Origin of the sequence: Rhodopseudomonas rhenobacensis (assembly GCF_014203125.1) — a bacterium.
GTDB classification, from domain to species: Bacteria; Pseudomonadota; Alphaproteobacteria; order Rhizobiales; family Xanthobacteraceae; genus Rhodopseudomonas_A; species Rhodopseudomonas_A rhenobacensis.
Genome location: NZ_JACHIH010000053.1, coordinates 1 through 19,984 on the forward strand (window position 1 = coordinate 1; position 19,984 = coordinate 19,984).

The 19,984-nt window shown below is 65.3% G+C and carries 20 protein-coding genes; 4 read left to right on the forward strand and 16 right to left on the reverse strand.

From position 1 onward, the window contains the following. Window positions 1–510: 510 nt before the first annotated feature. Together HNR60_RS23330 and HNR60_RS23335 are read right to left on the reverse strand one after the other, a co-directional pair. Window positions 511–2,019, reverse strand: a complete 1,509-nt coding sequence (locus tag HNR60_RS23330; RefSeq protein WP_184262698.1) for a helicase HerA domain-containing protein — start codon at window positions 2,017–2,019, stop codon at window positions 511–513. A 153-nt stretch (window positions 2,020–2,172) separates the two neighbouring features. Beyond that, window positions 2,173–2,799 (reverse strand): TetR family transcriptional regulator, encoded by a 627-nt coding sequence (locus tag HNR60_RS23335; protein WP_184262700.1) that lies wholly within the window; start codon window positions 2,797–2,799, stop codon window positions 2,173–2,175. Window positions 2,800–2,991: 192 nt separating this feature from the next. On the opposite strand from HNR60_RS23335, the gene HNR60_RS23340 reads away from it, so the two are divergent. Next, window positions 2,992–4,041: an alpha/beta fold hydrolase gene (locus HNR60_RS23340; RefSeq protein ID WP_184262702.1), complete on the forward strand. Its 1,050-nt coding sequence runs from the start codon at window positions 2,992–2,994 to the stop codon at window positions 4,039–4,041. A gap of 63 nt (window positions 4,042–4,104) precedes the next feature. Here the strand turns inward: HNR60_RS23340 and hypB are convergent, their stop codons facing one another. The 14 genes from hypB to HNR60_RS23410 form a co-directional block, all read right to left on the reverse strand. Continuing rightward, the gene (hypB, locus tag HNR60_RS23345) at window positions 4,105–5,001 is read right to left on the reverse strand and encodes a hydrogenase nickel incorporation protein HypB (RefSeq protein ID WP_184262704.1); all 897 of its coding nucleotides are present in this window, start codon (window positions 4,999–5,001) and stop codon (window positions 4,105–4,107) included. 27 nt (window positions 5,002–5,028) lie between these two features. Then, window positions 5,029–5,727 (reverse strand): Crp/Fnr family transcriptional regulator, encoded by a 699-nt coding sequence (locus tag HNR60_RS23350; protein WP_184262705.1) that lies wholly within the window; start codon window positions 5,725–5,727, stop codon window positions 5,029–5,031. Window positions 5,728–5,811: 84 nt separating this feature from the next. Continuing rightward, complete coding sequence (locus HNR60_RS23355) at window positions 5,812–6,165, reverse strand: DUF8180 domain-containing protein (protein ID WP_184262707.1); 354 nt, start codon at window positions 6,163–6,165, stop codon at window positions 5,812–5,814. Then, window positions 6,162–6,368 carry a CooT family nickel-binding protein gene (locus HNR60_RS23360; RefSeq protein ID WP_184262709.1) on the reverse strand — a complete coding sequence of 69 codons (207 nt, stop codon included), beginning with the start codon at window positions 6,366–6,368 and terminating at the stop codon, window positions 6,162–6,164. The genes HNR60_RS23355 and HNR60_RS23360 overlap by 4 nt, the downstream gene beginning before the upstream one ends. After that, entirely contained in the window at window positions 6,359–7,168 is an 810-nt protein-coding gene (locus HNR60_RS23365; protein ID WP_184262711.1) for a carbon monoxide dehydrogenase accessory protein CooC, read from the reverse strand. The genes HNR60_RS23360 and HNR60_RS23365 overlap by 10 nt, the downstream gene beginning before the upstream one ends. Then, entirely contained in the window at window positions 7,165–9,156 is a 1,992-nt protein-coding gene (cooS, locus tag HNR60_RS23370; protein ID WP_011474899.1) for an anaerobic carbon-monoxide dehydrogenase catalytic subunit, read from the reverse strand. Before cooS ends, HNR60_RS23365 begins: the two co-directional genes overlap by 4 nt. Before the next feature lie 16 nt (window positions 9,157–9,172). Then, complete coding sequence (locus HNR60_RS23375) at window positions 9,173–9,751, reverse strand: 4Fe-4S dicluster domain-containing protein (RefSeq protein WP_184262713.1); 579 nt, start codon at window positions 9,749–9,751, stop codon at window positions 9,173–9,175. A gap of 37 nt (window positions 9,752–9,788) precedes the next feature. After that, on the reverse strand, window positions 9,789–10,130 hold the full coding sequence (locus tag HNR60_RS23380; RefSeq protein WP_184262715.1) for a hydrogenase maturation nickel metallochaperone HypA/HybF: 342 nt from the start codon (window positions 10,128–10,130) through the stop codon (window positions 9,789–9,791). Window positions 10,131–10,369: 239 nt separating this feature from the next. Next, window positions 10,370–11,455 (reverse strand): hydrogenase large subunit, encoded by a 1,086-nt coding sequence (locus tag HNR60_RS23385; RefSeq protein ID WP_184262717.1) that lies wholly within the window; start codon window positions 11,453–11,455, stop codon window positions 10,370–10,372. After that, the gene (locus tag HNR60_RS23390) at window positions 11,455–11,970 is read right to left on the reverse strand and encodes an NADH-quinone oxidoreductase subunit C (protein WP_184262719.1); all 516 of its coding nucleotides are present in this window, start codon (window positions 11,968–11,970) and stop codon (window positions 11,455–11,457) included. Before HNR60_RS23390 ends, HNR60_RS23385 begins: the two co-directional genes overlap by 1 nt. Beyond that, window positions 11,967–12,467, reverse strand: a complete 501-nt coding sequence (locus tag HNR60_RS23395; protein ID WP_184262721.1) for a 4Fe-4S dicluster domain-containing protein — start codon at window positions 12,465–12,467, stop codon at window positions 11,967–11,969. The genes HNR60_RS23390 and HNR60_RS23395 overlap by 4 nt, the downstream gene beginning before the upstream one ends. A gap of 9 nt (window positions 12,468–12,476) precedes the next feature. Beyond that, window positions 12,477–12,905 carry an NADH-quinone oxidoreductase subunit B family protein gene (locus tag HNR60_RS23400; RefSeq protein WP_184262723.1) on the reverse strand — a complete coding sequence of 143 codons (429 nt, stop codon included), beginning with the start codon at window positions 12,903–12,905 and terminating at the stop codon, window positions 12,477–12,479. Window positions 12,906–12,917: 12 nt separating this feature from the next. Next, complete coding sequence (locus tag HNR60_RS23405) at window positions 12,918–13,877, reverse strand: respiratory chain complex I subunit 1 family protein (RefSeq protein ID WP_184262725.1); 960 nt, start codon at window positions 13,875–13,877, stop codon at window positions 12,918–12,920. Next, a complete protein-coding gene (locus tag HNR60_RS23410; RefSeq protein ID WP_184262727.1) occupies window positions 13,870–17,667 on the reverse strand; it encodes a proton-conducting transporter transmembrane domain-containing protein in 3,798 nt (1,265 codons plus the stop codon). Before HNR60_RS23410 ends, HNR60_RS23405 begins: the two co-directional genes overlap by 8 nt. 853 nt (window positions 17,668–18,520) lie before the next feature. Here HNR60_RS23410 and tnpA point away from each other — a divergent pair. The 3 genes from tnpA to HNR60_RS23425 form a co-directional block, all read left to right on the forward strand. Then, complete coding sequence (gene tnpA / locus HNR60_RS23415) at window positions 18,521–18,931, forward strand: IS66-like element accessory protein TnpA (RefSeq protein ID WP_184262729.1); 411 nt, start codon at window positions 18,521–18,523, stop codon at window positions 18,929–18,931. Then, window positions 18,928–19,275, forward strand: a complete 348-nt coding sequence (gene tnpB / locus HNR60_RS23420; RefSeq protein WP_184262731.1) for an IS66 family insertion sequence element accessory protein TnpB — start codon at window positions 18,928–18,930, stop codon at window positions 19,273–19,275. Before tnpA ends, tnpB begins: the two co-directional genes overlap by 4 nt. A gap of 71 nt (window positions 19,276–19,346) precedes the next feature. Further along, window positions 19,347–19,984: IS66 family transposase (locus HNR60_RS23425; RefSeq protein ID WP_184262733.1), on the forward strand; the 638-nt coding region annotated here is incomplete at its 3' end.

Consider the following 19,984-nt stretch of genomic DNA (forward strand, 5'->3'; position numbering starts at 1 on the left):
CTTTTGCGCGCCTGGTTGGCCGCCATCATGCGAACCAAACCGCCGCCATCAACGAGCCGTCAGGTCGCTTGATTGGCCTTCTTCACGGACGACTACTGACGATGTTCGCAACGAGGTCCGGCGATTAAGCCCGTCATTGCGAGGAGCGCTTGCGACGAAGCAATCCAGGGCTCCGCGTGCAGCCTCTGGATTGCTTCGCTATTCGGCCGGCGCTGCGCACCGTCCTCGGCTCGCAATGACGCAGCGGCCGCGGTTAGTTCAATGCTGGACTTCTGGCGAGCCTCTTGAGGTGCCCGGCCGGAAATTCGATCCGCCCGCAACGCTGCTGACCCATCGAGAATTCGCCACCTCTCCGCGTCTTGGCCGGGCTTGTCCCGGCCATCCACGGAAACAAGCAACGCCTCGCACGTGGGCGTGGATGGCCGCGACGAGCGCGGCCATGACGTGTTGAGCGTGATTGCCTAGTCTGGTCGGCTTCGCAGCATTTCGCGTCAGCCGCTTAAGACTGCATCACACCGGCGCGGCGGCGCAGGCCGAAGGCTCGTCGGCGTTGGGATCGCCGGGCGCCGTCGCCCAGGCCAGTTCGACCAGCGTGACGATGCGCCGGCCGGCGCCGTCGAGCTGGCAGACGATCAGCCCCTGCTCCTCGATGTAGCTCAACAGCCGCCGCGCCCGGCGCAGCGAGTGCGAGCCATAGGCCCGCGCGATCGCCGCGTCGCCCGGGCACGGCCAGCCTTCTTTCGCGGCGCGCGCGATCATCATGAACACGCCCTGCATTTCCTCGGGCAGCATCGAGGCGCGCACCGACACGTCCTGCCAGGCGTCGTCGTCGGCGATGTCGGAGCCGAGCCCGGCGCGGGCGCGCGTCAGCATGTGACGGAAGCCGGCGAGGTCCGGCACGTCGGAACCCAGGCCATCGATCCGGCAGCGCACCACGAATTCCTGATACAGCACGCCGATCGGGCGAAACCCGGCGTCGGGCTCCGCCATCACGGCGCGCAGCACGCGGTCGACGCGCTCCTGCCGCTCTGCCAGTTGCTCGGCGCTGACCGGCTGCTCTGCCACCTCGGCACGGCTCTCCAGCGCTGCGGACTTTGCCGCCATCAGCTGGCCGAGCAGATCCGGCGACGGGCGCCTTTGCTGTCGCGGCGGCCGTTGCGGATCCGGCGGCGGCGCCGCCATGACGATGGCGTGGGCCTCGGTGGAGGCCTCCGGCAGCGGCACCAGCCGCGGCGTGGCGTTGCGCGGCTGCGTGTTGGTGGGACCGATGCGCAGCGCCAGCGAACGCCGCGACAGCGCCGGCCCCAGCGCGATGAACTGCCCGCGCTCGAGATCGCGGAACGCGTCGGCCTGCCGCCGCTCCATGCCGAGAAGATCGGCGGCGCGCGCCATGTCGATATCCAGGAAGGTGCGGCCCATCAGGAAATTCGACGCTTCCGCGGCGACGTTCTTGGCGAGCTTGGCGAGCCGCTGGGTGGCGATGATGCCGGCGAGCCCGCGCTTGCGGCCGCGGCACATCAGATTGGTCATGGCGCCGAGCGAGAGCTTGCGCGCCTCGTCGGAGACTTCGCCGGCGACCGCCGGCGCGAACAGCTGCGCCTCGTCCACCACCACCAACATCGGATACCAGTGATCGCGGCCGACTTCGAACAGCCCGTTGAGGAAGGCTGCGGCGCGCCGCATCTGGTTCTCGGCATCTAGCCCTTCGAGATTGAGCACCGTGGAGACGCGGTGGATCCGGGCGCGCTCGCCGGCGACCTGCAGGCCGCGCTCGGTGTGTTCCTCGGCGTCGATCACCAGGTGGCCAAAACTCTCGGCGAGCGAGACGAAGTCGCCTTCCGGATCGACGATGGTCTGCTGCACCCAGGGCGCGCTCTGTTCCAGCAGCCGGCGCAGCAGATGGGATTTGCCGGAACCGGAATTGCCCTGCACCAGAAGGCGCGTCGCCAGCAGTTCCTCCAGGTCCAGCGTCGCCGCGGCCCCTGCCGCGGTGTGTCCCATCTCGATCGCAACCGTCATACCGACTCAGACCTCCCTGCGGAGGCCGGGCTTATCAACCTGCGCGCGGCGCGTCGAGCGGCCACGGTCTGCGCTGTGGATCACATTGGCTGCGCGAGCGCAGGGTGTCGCGCACGGCACGTCATGGGGCGATGCCGACGCGACGTCGCCGCGTCAGCTTTGGCTTGCCCCGCGGAGACAACCAAACACCATGCGAAGCAGGGCCTCCTCGAAATCAACCGTTCCGAGCAGCGGCGACGACTGCAGCGTCGCCTGCCGCAGCGTCTCGAACAGCGATTGGGTCAGCACGAAGACGTCGCTCTCGCCGGGCGCCCGCCCGCCCTTGGCGTCGCGCCAGATCGTGAAGATGGCCCGCGCCACGGTGTCCGGCGGGGTCGGGATGCCTTGCGTCGCCGCCAGCCGCAGCAGCGCCTGGACCAGGCGCCGCTGCGGCGCGCGATGCACCGCGAAGGCCTGGTGCAGCGTCCGCACGATCTGTGCGATCCTTGCTTCCGGACCGGCGTCCTCTCCACCAGCCAGCACCGCCTTGACGCGCCGCTCGACCTCTGCGCGCTGCCGTTCGACCAAGGCCAGCACGATGGCCTCCCGGTTGGGAAAATACTGGTAGATGGTCCCAATCGAGAAGCCAGCCCTGCGGGCGAGATGGTTGGTGGTCAGCCGCTCGCTGCCTTCTTCGGTCAGAATCCGAGCGGTGGCTTCGAGGATCGTCGCGACGGTCTGTTTCGCGCGCCCCTGAATCGGCGATTTTCGATTGAAACCAGCGGGTTGCGGCTGCGGCACGACGACGAACCTCGGCGCTTCGAAAGCGAGTGGGAAAATTGAGCGATGCTCAACATATAGCCTCAATCAGCCGCTCCGGCGCAAGCCGGACGGCGTTTCTTTCGCCCAGCCGAGGCCGACATGAGCCGCAATCCATCGTTCGAACCGACGCCCCGCCGCCCGCGGCGGGGCGGGCCTCGCTGGACGACCGCGATGGCCGGCGCCGGGGCGGCGCTCGGCTTGCTCGCTTTCACCGCGCTGGCCGCGGCGGCAGGGCCGCTCGCCGGAGTGATGTCCGATCCGTACCACGCCAAGCTTCAGGCTGCGGGCTACGTTCAAAAGACCGCTCGGGTCAATCGCGTGACGCTGAGCTATGTCGAGGGCCCCGACAACGGCCCGCCGCTGGTGCTGCTTCACGCGCAGCTGCTCGACTGGTTCAGCTACAGCCGGGTGTTGCCCGAACTCGCCAGATCCTACCACGTGTTCGACGTCGACTATCCGGGCCACGGCAGCACGGTCGCGCCGGCGGACTACCCGATGACGGCCAACCAGATCGGCGCCGATCTCGGCGACTTCATCGCCCAGCAGATCGCCGCGCCGGTGTATGTGACCGGCAACTCGTCAGGCGGCCTGCTGGCGGTCTGGCTCGCGGCCCATCGGCCGGAGCTGATCAAGGCCGCGCTGCTGGAAGACCCGCCGCTGTTTTCCGCGGAGTATCCCCGCATCAAGCAGACCATCGCCGACCGCGCCTTCGCGACGAGCTACAGCGCGGCCACCAAGGATCACCCGGACGACTTTCTTCTGTACTGGATCCACGGCAACGCCAAATTCTTCCGGAAGAACGTCGGTCCGGGATCGGCCTTCCTACTCACCCAGGCGGTGCGCGCCTATCGCCGCGCCAATCCCGGAAAACCCCTGGAGCTCGGGTTGCTGCGGGACGATACGGTGCGGATGCTGCTCCGCGGGCTTGATCAGTACGATCCGCGGTTCGGGGCAGCCTTCTACGACGGCAGCTGGAACAAGGGTTTCGACCATGCGCTGGCGCTGGCCCGAATCGAATGCCCCGTGCTGCTGATGCAGGCGAACTTCTCGACCGAGCCGGACGGCACCCTGAACGGCGCGATGAGCAAAGAAGACGCCGACCGCGCCATGTCGCTGCTGAAACATGGGACATATCTGAAGGTCGACGCCGGCCACGTGGTCAACCTGGACCATCCGGACAGGTTCATCGCGGCACTCAACGGCTTCTTGCTGAAGAAATGACGTTACCGCGCGACGCGCCGTCGATCCGGATGCAACGAATTGCAACGGCGCGCTTCGCTCTGTTCACGCCAGTTCGCGCTGCCGGGCTTCGATCCATTGCACCCAGGCCGCTAATCCCTCGCCGGTGGTGGCGGACAGCTGCAGCACCGACAGGCGGGGATTGACCCGGTGCGCCAGTTCCAGACAGCGTTCGACATTGAAGCTGACATAGGGCGCCAGATCGATCTTGTTCAGGATCATCAGATCGGCGGCGGCGAACATGTCGGGATATTTGAGCGGCTTGTCCTCGCCCTCGGTGACCGAGAGGATCACCACCTTGGCGGCCTCGCCGAGATCGAAGGCGGCAGGGCAGACCAGATTGCCGACATTCTCGACGAACAGCACCGCGCCCTCGGGAAGATCAAGCCGCTGGTAAGCGTCGGCCACCATCGCGGCGTCGAGATGGCAGCCCTTGCCGGTGTTGACCTGGATCGCCGGCGCGCCGGATTCGCGAATCCGGTCGGCGTCGAAGCTGGTCTGCTGATCGCCCTCGATCACCGCCACCGGCAGACGGCCGGCCAGCGCCGCGATCGTCGCGCAGAGCAGCGTGGTCTTGCCGGAGCCCGGGCTCGATAGCAAGTTCAGCGTGAGAATGCCGGCCTGCGCAAAGCGCGCGCGATTGGCTTGCGCAAGGCCGTCATTATGCGACAGCACCGCGCGTTCCAGCTTGATGATCTGGCGCTGGTCGAGCCCCGGCACGGAAACCCCGGCCGCGCCGGCGCCGTAATGCACGGCCGCATGATCGTGATGATCGTGCTCGGCATGATGATGGTCATGCGGGTGGTCATGGTGATGGCCATGCGGCGTGCCGGCGGCATGCAGCGCGGCGTGCGCGGCCTCGTCGAGATCGTCATGGTCGTCATGGTCGTGAAGAGGCTGTCCTTCGACGGTCGCCTGACCGCAACCGCAAACCGCACACATGGCCCGTCTCCTGTTCGCTGTGACGCTCTAGACCGGGCGGATCTTCTTGCCCACGCTCGACCACTCCTCCGCCGGCAACCGGCCGGCCGCCGCGGTGGTCAGCCGCGGCATATCGAGGATCGTGTAGTCGGTACGACCCTTGCGGCTGATGTAGCCTTCCTTGATCAAGCTGTTCAGCGCGGTCGAGGTGGTCTGCCGCGAGGACCCGATCAGATTGGCGATCTCCTCGATGGTGAGTTCGACCGACAGCGTAATGCCGGTGCCGGACGCCTTTCCCTCGCTCGACGCGCGGTCGACAAAGAACCACGCGATCCTTTGCTTGATATCGTGGAACATCAGGTCCTCGATGGTGCGCATGCAGGACATGATCGCGCGACCGAGAATCGAAACCAGTCCGAAGGCGATCGCCGGGCACTGCTCCAGTTTCTTGCTGAAGGTGCGGATGTCGGTGAACCGCAATTCGCTCTTCTCGACGGCCTCGATCAGGCAGCCGGAGTGCATGCAGAAGATGTCGCCCGGGACCAGGTAGAACAGCGTCATTTCCCGCTCGTCGCCGACCAGATAGACCTTCAGCCTGCCGCCCATCACCACGAAGACGCCGTTCTCGTCGCCCTCGCCGGTGCAGATCATGCTTCCCTTGTCGTGCTTGCGCACGTTGAAGCCATTGAAGAATCCCTCTCCCGAAGGGCTGGTCAAGACATCGGCGATATTGAAGCGCGGCGGCATTTTGGTTTCCCTCACCGGGGGCTTCGGCGCCAGCTGTTCGACACTGAGCCCGACCGCGCCGATCGGACGCGCGGAGGCCTGTCGTTACGCGGTGGGGCGCGGCCCTCCAATTTTGGCTTTATGATGCTCAGTCACATCATGGGAGCCGGGTGTCACTACACTTTCAGGGGAGTGGTGAAGGTGTGGTTGATGGGAATGCGCGTGGTGCGAGAAAACATCCCGCGCCGGGCTGCCGCCGATCGCTTCCAGCGCGGCTTCCAGCGAGCGGCGCGCCAGTTGCACATCGGCCACCGCCTGGTCCAGCAGCTCGCCGAGCCGCGAATCGGCGCCGATGGCGCTGCGCTGCAAGTCGATCTCCGCGACATGATCCTGCGCATGATCGATGAAATGCGCGAGATAGGCGCGCAGCCGCGCCTTGGCTTGGTCTTGCGGCGTCATGTGATGTTCTCCTCGACAAGAGTGACGATTACGCCCTTTTGCATATCGATCCGCTGGATTGAGACGCCCGAAAACAACTGCTCGTCGCCAAAGAGCGTCGAGACCCGCACTGCGCCGGGCTCGAAGCTGATCGCGGTGACGTCCTTGACTTCGATCGCGCGGGCCGAGGCGGCGCGGGTGACGACGACGGTTCCTAGGCACATTGCATCTGCTCCTTCGGCTGATCCTTGGAAGCGATGCGATCGAGCAGGGTCAGCTCAAGGGAGTGCGCGCGTTCGCGTCCCGCCTCAGCCAGATCGTAAAACGACACGCCGGCCTGGTCGGCGGCCTGCACCGCGGCGTCGAACGGCAACGAAGCCAACAGGTCGCAGCGCCGCGATTGCTCGGCAATGAAAGCGCGGTCCTGTTCCGAAGCCACCTTGTTGGCGACGTAGCAGATCTGCTTGATGCCGAGTTCGCCGGCCAGTTGCTCGATCTGCCGCGCGGTCTGGAAACTGCGCGCGCCGGGCTCGACGACGATGATCAGCAGGTCGACCGCCTCGACGGTGCCGCGGCCGAAATGCTCGATGCCGGCCTCCATGTCGATCAGCACGCATTCCTTGCGACGGGTCAGGATGTGCCGCAGCAAGGTGCGCACCAGCGCGTGTTCCGGGCAGACGCATCCGGTGCCGGCATGGTCCACCGTGCCCATGAGCAGCATCTTGACGCCGGCATGCTCGACGCAGAACTGATCGGGAATATCGTCGACCTTGGGGTTGAGGATGAAATGGCTACCCATCCCGGCGTGAGCGCCGGTGCGATCGCGCGCCAGATCGATCATCTTCGAGATCGGGGTGACGCCGGCCAGCCGGTCCTGCGACACCCCGATCGCCGAAGCCAGATTGGCGTCGGGATCGGCGTCGATCGCCAGCACCTTCCAGCCGTCGTCGGCGAGCGCGCGGGCCAGCATGCCGACGATGGTGGATTTGCCGACGCCGCCTTTTCCGGTGACCGCGATCTTCATGTCAGCCTCGCAGGCAGCACCGGGCGCTTCGCTGCGGCCAGCGCGGCGATCGGCGCCACCGCCAGGGTCTGGATGCCGAGGCCGTCGCGACGCTCCTGGATCGCGGCGAACATCTTGTCCGCGGCGAGTTCCGGATCGGTCTCGACGATGAAGTAGCCGCCAAGCAGGTCGCGCGCCGTGGTGGTGACGAGCTGGCTGACGACGTCGGAGCCGACGATCGGCGGCACCGTGCCGAGATGAGTCGGGATGCCGAGCGCGACCGCCCAGCTGCCGATCACCACGGCCTTTTCGGTCATCGCTTCCGGCGCCGAGGCCACCAGCGGCAGATCGGAAATATCGACGCCGAGCTTGTTGGCGAGCGCGGTGGCGAGCGCCACGGCGCGGCTGTTGTCGACGCAGGAGCCCATATGCAGCACCAGCGGCAGCGGGCCGCCGAGGCCGGCGGATTCGCCGATCGCGGTCAGCACGCTCTTCAGGCCCTCGCCGGCATATTGCCGGGTGGCGTCCTGCGTCATCATGCCGGCCTTGGCATAGGCGCCGGCGGCGCAGCCGGTCGCCAGCACCAGTACGTTACGTTTGGCCAGCGAGCGGGCGATCGCGATATAGGCGCTGTCCTGCTGGGTCTTGGTGTTGTTGCAGCCGGCGAAAAGCACCACGCCCTGGATATTGCCGTTGACGATGTTGTCGACCAAAGGCTGCAGCGGATCGGCGGCGTTGATGGTGGCGAGCGCCGCGACGATCGCCTCGGTGCTGAAGCCGACGATCGCCTGCTGGGTGATGTTGGGGATCTGGATCCGCCGCGGATCGCGGTGCTTGAACGCCTCGATCGCCATCCGCACGATCGACTTGGCGTTTTCCGAGGCCTTGGCCTCCTGGAAATCCATATGCGTTGCGCCGGCAATCTTGTTCTGCTTGTCAGTGGTGATGATCTTGGTGTGGAAGCATTCCGCGACCCGCGGAAGCGACGGCATGATGCACTGCACGTCCAGCACCATGGCGTCGAGCGCGCCGGTCAGGATCGGCAGTTCCTGCGACAGATAGTTGGTGGCGAGCGGAATGCCGTGGCGCACCATCACCTCGTTGCCGGTACAGCAGATGCCGATGATGTTGATGCCGTCCTTGGCGCCGGCGGCGATCGCTTCGTCGTTCAGATCGGCGGCGATGTCGCAGATGATGTCGGACAACAGCGGGTTGTGGCCATTGACCGCGACGTTGACGGCGTCGCGCTTAATGACACCGAGATTCGACGTGGTGACGATCGGCTTCGGCGTGCCGAACAAGGCGTCCGACAGTTCGGTCGCCAGCATCTCGCCGTCGAGGTCGGCCAAAGCCACGCGCAAGCCGCCGAGGATCAAATTGGTCGGATCGGCGTCGCAGCCGAGATGGGTGCGCGACATCGACTGCGCCACCGCCGCATCGATATTGTGCGGCAACAGTCCGAGATCGCCGAGCTTCTTCAGCCGCGGCGCCGGCAGCGACGCCGCCAGCCAATGGCACGGCTCGTCGTAGTTCTGATTCTGGAAATCGTGCAGCGTGAGATCGGCGAGTTCGCGCACGATGGTCATCAGATCGCGGCCCTCGGTCGCGACGCCAAGCCGCTTGGCGACCACCAACAATTTCTCTTCGTCGCGGATCGAATAGTCGTGCAGGTGGCCCTGGCTGAGATGCAGCATCGCCAGCGCGATGTGGCGGCCGTGCTCGGAATGCGCCGCGGCGCCGGCGGCCATCATGCGGACCAGGTGGCGCGCGACGATGGTGTCGCGGTCGGCGCCGCAGATGCCGAATTGCGGGCCCTGGCCGAACGGATCGATCCGGCACGGTCCCTTCAGGCAGATCCGGCAACACAGCCCGGTGGTGCCGAAGCCGCATTGCGGCTGCTGCTGGGCATGACGGCTCCATGCCGTGCCGATGTTGTTGGCTTCGGCCACCGCCAGCATCTGGACGGCGGCCGGATCGGACGAGCAGGTGTTACAATCGAGGCAGGCCACGGGAGAACCTCTTCAATTAGAGCGAAATACGGAGTGAACGGTGGGCTTGGGCGAGCTCGCGGGCGCGGGCCAATCGCAAAGCATCGCGGTAGGCGATCAGATCGACCATCTTGATCGCCTTGGTCGGGCAGGCCTCGACACAGGCGGGGTCGGCCTTGCCGTTTGCGGCGCGCCAATCGCTGCACAGGTCGCACTTCTTGGCGACGCCGCGGTTGGTGATCGAGGACGGGCCGAGCTTGGCCTCGGAGCGCACCGTAATGGCGCCGAACGGGCAGACCATGACGCAGAGCTTGCAGCCGATGCATTGCTGCTCGACGATCTCGATCTGGCCGTTGGCCTGGCGGCAGGAGCCGGTCGGGCAGACCATGGTGCAAGGCGCGTCCTCGCATTGCCGGCACTGCATCGGCATGGTGGCGCCGTCGACCGACACCACCTGGTTGCGGGCGTGCAACGGCAGATGCGCGGCGACCGCGCTGATGATGTCGTGGCCGTCGCCGTGCGCGACGGCGCAGGCCAGTTCGCAGGAATGACAGGCCAAGCAGCGATCCGGCTCGGCATAGATGATGACGTTTTCTTTGGCGTGTCGTTGCGACATCTGTCGGCCTCCAGGCCTGTTACGTGGCTGCGCGCCGCTAGGCGCAGACCACGATCTCATCGACGGTCATTCCTTCGGACGGCAGCACCCTGACGTCGCTTCCTTGGCAGGAGCCGCATCGGAAGCGGTGGTCGGCCACCCGTTCGTCTTCGCAATCCCTGCAGAACACCCGCACAGGGCGACGGTTGATCTTGAGCACCGCACCGGCCATGTTGGTGTCTTCAGCCAGCAGGTTGAACGATGATTCCAGCACGCGGGGCTCGATGCCCTGGAGGCCTCCGATCGTCATCGTGATCTCGGAAACCTTGCCGCCACCGCGGCGCAGGACTTCCTCATTCACCACCCGCATGAGGGCACAAGTGATCGTGATCTCGTGCATCTCGGGGACCCCAGAGCCATCTCGTGGCGGTGGATTAGGCCGAAGCCGTGGGTGGTTCTGTCCGCCAAATGACAATTCTGAAAAAGATTTAGAACGCTGCAAAACCGGTCGAAATGCCGTGTTTCTTGGTCAGTGCGAGCCGAGCACGGCGCGGTGCGCCAGCCGAACAGCAAAGCAATCCAGGGCCCTCTTAGGCGGCCCGGGACTGCTTCGTCGCAACAGCTTGTCGCGATGACGCGTCAGCGCTCGGTGCAGGAGATGCAGGGATCGATGCTGTTGACGATCAGCGGAATGTCGGAGATCCCCTCGCCGACCATCATCAGATGCAGCACGTCCCAGTTCATGTAGCTCGGCACCCGCCATTTCACCCGCGCCGGAATGTCGGTGCCGTCGGTGTTGACGTAGTAGACGAGTTCGCCGCGCGGCGCTTCGACCTTGGTCACCGCCTCGCCGGCCGGAATGAACGGCAGCGGGCCGGCGTCGGTCGCACCGTCCGGCAGGTCGCGCAGGCACTGCCGCAGCAACCGGATCGAGGCCGCCACCTCCTTCAGCCGCACCATGGCGCGCGACCAGACGTCGCCGTCCGGATAGGTGATCACTTCGACATCCATCCGGTCATAGACCGCATAGGGCGCCGCGGTCCGCACGTCGTAGCCATGGCCGGCGCCGCGTGCCACCGGCCCCATCAGGCCATATTCGATGCAATGTTCGCGGGTGATCCGGCCGATGCCGCGGGTGCGCGACTGGATCGTGGCGTTGGTCTCGTAGACCGGGATGATCTCGTTCAACAGCAGCGGCTCCAGCCGGTCGAGCTGGCTGATGATGTAGGCCGACTGCGCGGCATCGATGTCGTATTTCACCCCGCCGATGATGTTGGCGGCAAGATCCATGCGGTTGCCGAACACGGTTTCCTTGGTGTCCTGCATGATCTCGCGGGCTTCCATGACGTGCATGAACAGCGATTCGAAGCCGACCACATGCGCCAGGATCGCGACGTTGAACATGTGCGAGGCGACGCGCTTGATCTCATCGGCGAACACCCGCAGATACTGCGCGCGCTCCGGCACCTCGATGCCGGCGATGGTCTCCAGCGCCATGCAATAGGCTTCCGGATGGCTGTTCGAGCACAGCGAGCAGACCCGCTCGATCAGCGCCAGGTTCTGGTAGATGTTGCGCTTGGCGGTGAGATATTCGATGCCACGATGCACGTGGCCGGCGGTGATCTCGAGCCCCGCGACCTTTTCGCCCTCGACGTCGATGCGGAAGTACATCGGCTCTTCGAGCGAGACGTGCAGCGGGCCGACCGGCATGTTGAAGGATTTCATCACTGCTTCTCCCGATCGGTAATCAGCCGCTCGAACAGCATGTTGGTGCTGGCGGCATTGGAAATCACGGACAGCGGAATCAGCCGCTCCATCACCCGGCCGTCGACGCTTTCGTCGAGGAACAGCCGGCGATTGTCGGTCCGGCCGGTGCACTTGATGTCGTAGAATTCCATGAATTCGCGTTCGTGCCAGTCGGCGTTGCGGAAGATCGGCACGATGCTGTCGATGCTGGCGCCGCTGACGAGTTTCACCTTGACGGTGACGGTGCTGCCCTCGATGTCGAAATGATAGGCGAGCAGGTTGAAGCCGGCGTTCCGATCGGCCAGCGCGGTGATCATGCTCAGCCTTGCGTCGAAGGCTTTCAGCGCATGGCAGGTGGCGATCAGGTCGTCCTTGTCGGCCAGCGTGATCCAGGCGGTGACCCGGCCGTGCCGATTCTCGCTGATCGAGAATTCGCCGCGGATCATGCGGGCGATGGACATCACCCGATCCTTGATGGTGGACGCGTCGGTCATATCGCCTCTCCTCTGGTGCTCGCCTTGCGCCGGCACTCCGGGCACAGATCCATCAGCCGCTCGGCGCGCGGATTCGGCCCCTTGTAGGCGAGCTGCGTCAGCACGCTGCCGGTCGGCAGCAGCTTGTCGCCGCACGACGTGCAGCGCTTATAGGCGACCACGCCGTGGTCGAGCTGGGTGTATTTGTCCTGCTGCAGATGCGACAGGTGCCAGTCGTTGCTGAGCTTGATCGCCTTGGTCGGGCAGTAATAGGCGCACAGCCCGCACGATACGCAGGTGTTGTGCCAGATCACGAAATGCAGGCCGTCGTCGGCCTCGGCGAAGCGGATCGCGCCGGCGGCGCAGACGTGCTCGCACATGTTGCAGCCGACGCAGGTGGCGGCGTCGAACGTCACCTTGCCGCGATAGCCGGCAGGCGTGGTGGCCTCGCCGAACGGAAACGCTTCGGTCGAGGGGCCCTTACGCAGATTGTCCCAAAGGATTTTCAGGAACGTCACGATGAACTCCTATGTCCGCTTGGCCCAGATTTCGATGGCCATGGCGATGCCTTCGATGATCGCCTGCGGCCGCGGCGGACAGCCGGGGACGTTGACGTCCACCGGCAGATAGCGATCGATCGGCCCCTCGATCGCGTAGCTCTCGCGGAACACGCCGCCGGAGATCGGGCAGATCCCGACTGCGACGGTGACCTTCGGGTCGGGGATCTCGTCGAACACCCGCAGCACCCGGTCCTTGACCCGCGCCGTGAGCGGGCCGGTGATCAGCACGATGTCGGCGTGCTTCGGGCTGCCGCAATACTGGCAGCCGAGCCGCTCGACGTCGTAGCGCGGAATGCAGGCGGTGGTGGCGAGCTCGACGTCGCAGCCGTTGCAGGACCCGGCGTTGATCCGATAGAGCCAGGGCGATTTCTTCGCCGCGGTCGAAAAGAAGTTCATCACCATCGCTCCTTAAAGCCGCGCCGCGACGAGAACCAACCCAGCGACGCCGAGCAGCTCCGGCCACTTCAGATAGAACAGCACCGCCTGATCGATCCGCATCCGGCCGACCGCGGCCTTCAGCAGCGCACCGGCCAGCACCATCACCACGCATTTCAGCGCGAACACCACGAGGCCGGCGATACCGTCCGGGCCGTTGGGGAAGAACAGCGCGACGCCGAGCCCGATCACCACCACGCTCTTGATCGCCGAGGTCAGCTTCAACAGCCCGAGCGGCGGCCCGGAATATTCCACCAGCGGCCCCTCGAGCACCTCGGCCTCGGCCTCCGGAATGTCGAACGGCGCGATGCCGAGATTGGCCGGGATGAAGCTCAGATAGGTCAGGAATGCCGGCAGCAGCCAGGGATCGAACAGGAACGCGCCGTGTTGCTGCTGATAGTTGACGATGTCGGAAAGATTGAGCGCGATCGGCTGGCCCATCGCGGCGCCGGCGTGCAGCGCCACCGCGACCAGCGACAGCAGGATCGGCCCCTCATAGGCCAGCACGATCGCCATCTCGCGGGAGAAGCCGATCGCGCCATAGGGCGAGCCCGAGGCCGAGCCGGCCAGCATCAGCGCCACCGCCGGCACCGAGACCAGATAGAACAGCACGATCAGGTCGCCGAGCAGCGGGCTCGGCTGGTAGAAGCCGGGGATCGGGATCATCGCCGCGGCAACGCCCATCGCGGCGAGCCCGATCAGCGGCACCGTCAGGAATACGAAGCGGTTGGCGGTGTCCGGAATGAGGGTGCGTTTGCGCATCAGCTTGACCAGATCGTAGAACGGCTGCACCAGCGGCGGCCCGACCCGGCGCTGCAGCCGGGCGATGGCGCGGCGCTCGACGCCTTTCAGCGCCAGGCCCAAGGCCATCGCGAACAACCCGCCGGGAAACACGACGACGGCGAGCAGAGTCCAGAGCGTGTCCTTAATCATGGCTGGGACTTTCAATCGCGGGTTCGGCCCGAAGCGCCAGCCGGATCAGGCGCTCCGGCGTCTCGTAGAGTGCCGACGCCGGCATGTGCATCCGAGCATTCGGGATATTCATCACGCCGCCGGTGTGGACGTAGCTCGCGACCTTGGTGCTGCCGGCGATCCGGTAGTACAGCCAGCCGATCAGACCGACGGCAACAAGCGCGAGGCTGAGCACCAGCGGATTGAACGGGCTCGATCCCGGCAGCCCGCCAAGCCAGTTCGCCGCGACCGGCTCGAGCCCGAGGCTCGCCTGAATCCCCGCGATCGGCACCAATAACAGGCCTGGAAACACCCCGACCGCGACGCTCGCTGCGACCAGCAGCAGCATCGGCGCCAGCATCACCGCGGGGGCTTCCTTCATCCCGGCCGCGACCGGCGACAACTGCCCCATGAAAGCGGTATGGGCGAACTTCAGCACCGCGGCCAGCGTGAACAGGCTCGACATCAGCGCCGCCAGCGCCAACAGGTAATGCCCGCTCTCGAACGCCGCCTGATAGATCAGCCATTTCGAGCCGAAGCCGTTGAGCGGCGGAATCCCGGCCAGCGACAGCCCGGCGAACAGGAAGATGCCGAAGGTGATCGGCATTTTCCGCCCCAGTCCGCCCAGTTCATCGAGGCTGGTGATGTGGGCCTGCGCCAGAATGCAGCCGGCGACCAGGAACAACAGGTCCTTCAGCAGCATGTGGTTGGCGGCGTGCATCAACCCGCCGGCGATGCCGAGCGAGGTGCCGAGCGAAATCCCCAGCAGGATGTAACCGAGCTGGCTGACGGTGCTGTAGATCAACAGCCGTTTGATCCCGGTCTGCACCACCGCCATGGCGCCGGCATAGAGCAGGGTGATCGCGGCGATCACCGCGACCACCTGCATCAGGTTCGGCATCCACGGCGAAATGGCGGCGAGCTTTGCGAAGGTCGTCCCTGCCCCGAGCACCACGAAGAATTTCAGAATGCCGTAGGGGCCGACCTTCAACAGTACCGCAGAGATATAGCCGGAGACCGGGGTCGGCGCCGGCACGGTGTGCATCTGGTAATCGATCCGCAGCGGCAATTGCGCCGCCTTCATCAGGAAACCTATGAAGATCAAGCTCACCGGAACCAGCAGCGCGGCAGGCTGCAGTTTGCCGACGGCTGCGGCCAATTCGGCAATCTGGAACGTGCCGGTCGTCGCCGCCAGCATGGTGACGCCAAGGAACAGCACGCTGGCGCCGACGAAATTGAAGATGAAATATTTGGTGCCTTCGCGCAGCGCCTCGGCGGTCTCGTCGTGACTGATTACCAGATACAGCGTCCAGCTGCTCATCAGCTCCCAGAACGCGAAGAACGAGAACAGGTTGCCGCTGGCGGTGACGCCGAGCAAGCCGGCGATCATCGCCAGGAAGTAGAAGAAGAACCGGTTCTGCGCATGGCCATGCGCCATGTAGCCGATCGAATAGCACAGGTTGACGCCGCCCATCGCCACGATCGCCGCCGCATACCAGAACGACAGCGCGTCGTAGCTGCTGGTCTGGACCAAGACGCCGATCAATGCCGCCGCCATCACGCCGACCGAGAGCACGCCGGCGCGCAGCGGGCGGCCGCGGCCGAGCAGATAGACCGCGATGGCGCCGAGCGCGGCGATCGCGGCGGCGAGCGACCATTGCATCGTCAACGGCGGCAATGCCGCACGCGTCAGCTCGCTGTGCGCGGCCAGACGATCCACCACCGGCAACACCAAATGCAGCACGGCGTCGGGATACAGCCCGTTGACCACGCAGAGTGCTGCGAGCGCGCCGAGCACGATCCGCATCGACAGCGGCGCCTCGGCGATTTCCGGTCCGCTATAGGGCGCGAAGAACACCACGCGCAGGATGCGGGCGTAATACATCGCGCCGATCACGCCGCCGAGCAGCATCACGATCGCCACCGGGATTTGGCCGGCCTCGACGCAGGCATAGATCATCAAGAACTTGCCGACGAAGCCGCCGAACGGCGGCACGCTCATGATCGCCAAAAGGCCGATGCCCATGCAGAACGCGGTGAACGGCATCTTGCGGCCGATGCCCTTCAAGGCGTCGAGCGTCTGGCCCTTGGCGCGCATGATCAGCGCGCCGGCGCAGAAGAACAGCAGCGTCTTCATGATGGCGTGGTTGGCGACGTGGACCAGCGCGCCGGCCAGCGCCAGATAGGTGCCGACGCCGATCACCATGGTGATCTCGCCGACCTGCGCCAGCGTCGAATAGGCCAATAGGCGCTTGATGTCGGTCTGCCGATAGGCCTGGATCTCGCCGATCAGGAAGGTGACGCAGCCCAGCACGATCAGTACCACGCCGGGCGCTGTCAGCCCGCCGAACACGTCGAGGTGGACGAAGCTCGCCGCGCCGAACACCGCGAACAACAGCTTCACAATGCCGAGAATGCCGGCCTTGGTCAGGATCCCGGACATCGGCGCCGAGATCGATGACGGCGCCACCGGATGGGCGTCCGGCAGCCAGCTGTGCAGCGGAAACAGCCCGGCCTTGGCGCCAAGCCCGACCAGGAAGGTCGCGGCGATCAACCAACCCATCGCCGGCGTCAGCAGCGAAGCGCGCTCGGCGATCTCGCTGAGTTCGAAGGTGCCGAGCTGGGTGTGCAGCAACAGGATGCCGAGATGCATCACGTAAGCGCCGGAGGTGCAGATCAGGAAATACTTCATCCCGGCCTTCAGCGCCTTGTCGGTCTGCTCGTGGATCACCAAGAGATACGAGCTCCAGGTCATCAGCTCCCAGAACAGGTAGAAATTGCCGAGATGGTTCGCTGTGGCGACGCCGATCAGGGAGCCGATCATCACGAACAGAAAGAAGAAATAGCGGTTGATGGCGTGCGAATGCGCGATGTAGCGGATCGAATAGACCGTGACGGCGAGGCCGATGCCGGCGAAGATCAGCGCGAAATAATCGCCGACATCGCCGCTCTTCAAGGTGAAGACCACCAGCGCGAAGGTCGCAGCTGCGATCACCGCGGCGCCGACGCTGCGCAGCGAGGGGGAGAACCGGCCGAGCACGAACAGCAGGAAGCCGCCGACGTAAGGCAGCAGCACCGGCGCGCTCCAAGCGGTCTCGAATTCCGGCAGCGCGGAGTGATCGGCCATGCCGGCCGCGGTCGCCGCCATCGCCAGGAACGGGTCGGGATACAGGCTCATCACGATGGTGGCGAGCGCCAGCACCACCATCGGCGCGTCGCGCGGCGTGATGGCGAAGAACGAGATCGGCTTGTCCTTGAGAATGCCGTGGCTCTGGCGCTGGAAGCACACCACCTGCACGGTGCGGATGAAGTAAACCGCGGCGATGATGCTGGCGATGGTGCCGCCGACCGCGAGCAGCCAGTCGCCGTTTTCGATCGCGGCATAGAGAATAATGAATTTGGAGAACGCGCCCTTGAACGGCGACAGCCCCATCACCGAGAACATGCCGAAGCCGAACATCAGCGACACGAACGGGAACCGTTCGACGCTGCCGACCAGATCGTCGAGCTTCGACGATCCGGTGCGCCGGATCAGATGCCAGGCCGCCAGCAGCAGCAGCGCGCGCATCACCATCTGGTAACCGAGGTGCATCACCGCGCCGGTGTCGCCGGTCAAGGTTCCAACCCCGAACCCCATGAGAACATAGCCGAGTTCGGCGATGCAGGAGGCGATCAGCATCCGCTTGAGGTCGCGGATCTGCATCAGCGCGGTGACCTCGCCAGCCAGAGTCAGGAACAGTCCAAGCCAGCCGAGAAGTGAAATATGAGCCATGGACCGCATCCGTCCTTCTTGCCTGCCCCGCAGGGATCGGCGGTGAATAGGCCGAATGGGCGGTCAATTCCGTCAGACAGCGGACAAATCGGAAATTATCGGGCGGCGCGGTCGAGCACCGCAGTGAGCCGGTGGCCTGCACATCGGCGTCGGGCTGGGAGAAAGGGCCAGGTCGAGAATCAGGTCGGCTTGGCGCGAGAGCAGTCCATTGCGCCACGCGCCGATTGCCGATTGCACCCGTTCGGACAACCTGCGGAGAACCGTCTGGCCTTCAGCTGATCTGCTGAATAGGGCTGGCGTCTGTCGAACGGTGTCAGCTTGGCTGCACCCGCGACATTGATGTTCGGCCCCGGCGGCTTGTCGAGATAGTTCTCGTTCGTTGCCCAGCGCAGGAATGATTTGAACAGCTTGAAGTATTTGTCCTGCGTCTTGATCGAGAGCGTCGGCCGTTCGAGCGTTTTGCAGCCGCGGCCTTTGCCGTCATTCCGCTATTTTCCTTGCACTTGGCATTGGTTGGCTGGCCCCTATGGCCTCCTCGGCCAAGCTCAGCACGAGCCTGACGTCAGTCGCGGTCTTGTTTGCCCAATCGCTCTTGGCTTTGAATGCGCAATAGAGTTCGCCAACCTCCTTTGGCGAGGGCTGCTGCGGAGCTACCTGGGGCGCCTCGCCGATGATGGGAGGACGGCCGGTAGGCTCCATGCCTGCTCCAGTTCTGTCTCAACAAGTCGCTGGAGCAGGCGATGCGTCTGCCCGCCGATCCGGGTTGCGATCTCGAAGATGAGGTCGCCTGCCTCGTCTCCCTCCGGCGAGGGCCGCCTTGCTGGGTTAGGCGGATTGCTCTGTAACAGCACTTATGGACAGCCATAAGTGCAGTACACAGGTTGAGCGGCTCGAAGTCGTCGAGACCGGCCGGCGCCGGCAATGGACGGATGACGAGAAGCTGAAGATCGTGCTGGAGAGCATGCAGGCGCCGCGGACGATCTCGTCGACAGCGCGGCGTCACGGAATATCGCGCTCGTTGCTACTGACGTGGCGGCGGTCATTCGGCGCTGTTCGTGCAGGAGAGGTCGAACAGCCCAAGCCTGCGTTTGTGCCGGCGGTCGTGACGAGCACGGCAGCGCCCGCGAATGCGCCGTCATCCGCTGCCACGCCGGCGAGCGGCCGCATGATGATCGAGCTCGGCGAGCAGCGCCGGGTCATCGTCGACGCGGGCGTCGATGCGGATGCGCTGGCACGCGTGCTGGCCGTTCTGGAGCGCCGATGATCCCGATCGCAGCAGGCGCGCGGATCTGGATCGCGACCGGGCATACCGACATGCGCAAAGGCATGCAGGGGCTGGCGCTTCTGGTGCAGGAAGGTTTTGGCCGCGATCCGTTCGCCGGCGACGTCTTCGTATTCCGCGGTCGCGCCGGCACGCTGATCAAGGCGCTATGGCATGACGGGATCGGGCTGTCGCTCTACGCCAAGCGGCTGGACCGCGGCCGCTTCATCTGGCCTTCGACAGTGGACGGCGTGGTGGCGCTGAGCGCGGCCCAGATGGGTTATCTGCTGGAGGCGATCGACTGGCGCAATCCGCAGCACAGCTGGCGGCCGCAGAGCGCCGGATAGGCCGCGCAAAAAATCCCCTAAGATTGCAAAAAGCCCGCGCCAAATCGCAGGTTTTGTGATTCCATCGAGGCATGGGAGAAGGCCTCGAAAAACTGCCGGAGGACATTGAAGCGCTGCACGCGGCGTTGCTTGCGACGCGCGCCGAACTCGCCATCGTTCGCGCCCGGCAGTCCGACGATCAGGCGCTGATCGCGCATTTGAAGCTGCAGATCGAAAAGCTCAACCGCGATCGTTTTGGGCCGCGCTCGGAGCGCACCGCGCGTCTGTTGGACCAGCTCGAGCTGACGCTTGAAGACCTCGAAACGTCCGCGACCGAGGACGAACTCGCCGCCGAGATCGCCGCCACCAAGGTCGCTAACGCGACCACCACCGTGGCGTCGTTCACGCGCCAGCGGCCATCGCGCAAACCGTTCCCCGACCATCTGCCGCGCGAGCGCGTGATCGTACCTGGTCCATTGTCCTGCGCCTGCTGTGGCGGAACGCGGCTGTGCAAGCTCGGCGAAGACATCACCGAGACGCTGGAGGTGATCCCGAAATCCTGGAAGGTGATCCAGCACGTGCGGGAGAAGTTCAGCTGCCGGGATTGCGAGACCATCAGCCAGGCGCCGGCGCCGTTCCACGTGCTCGCCCGCGGCTGGGCCGGTCCCAGCCTGTTGGCGATGGTGCTGTTCGAGAAGTTCGGCCAGCACCAGCCGCTGAACCGGCAGGC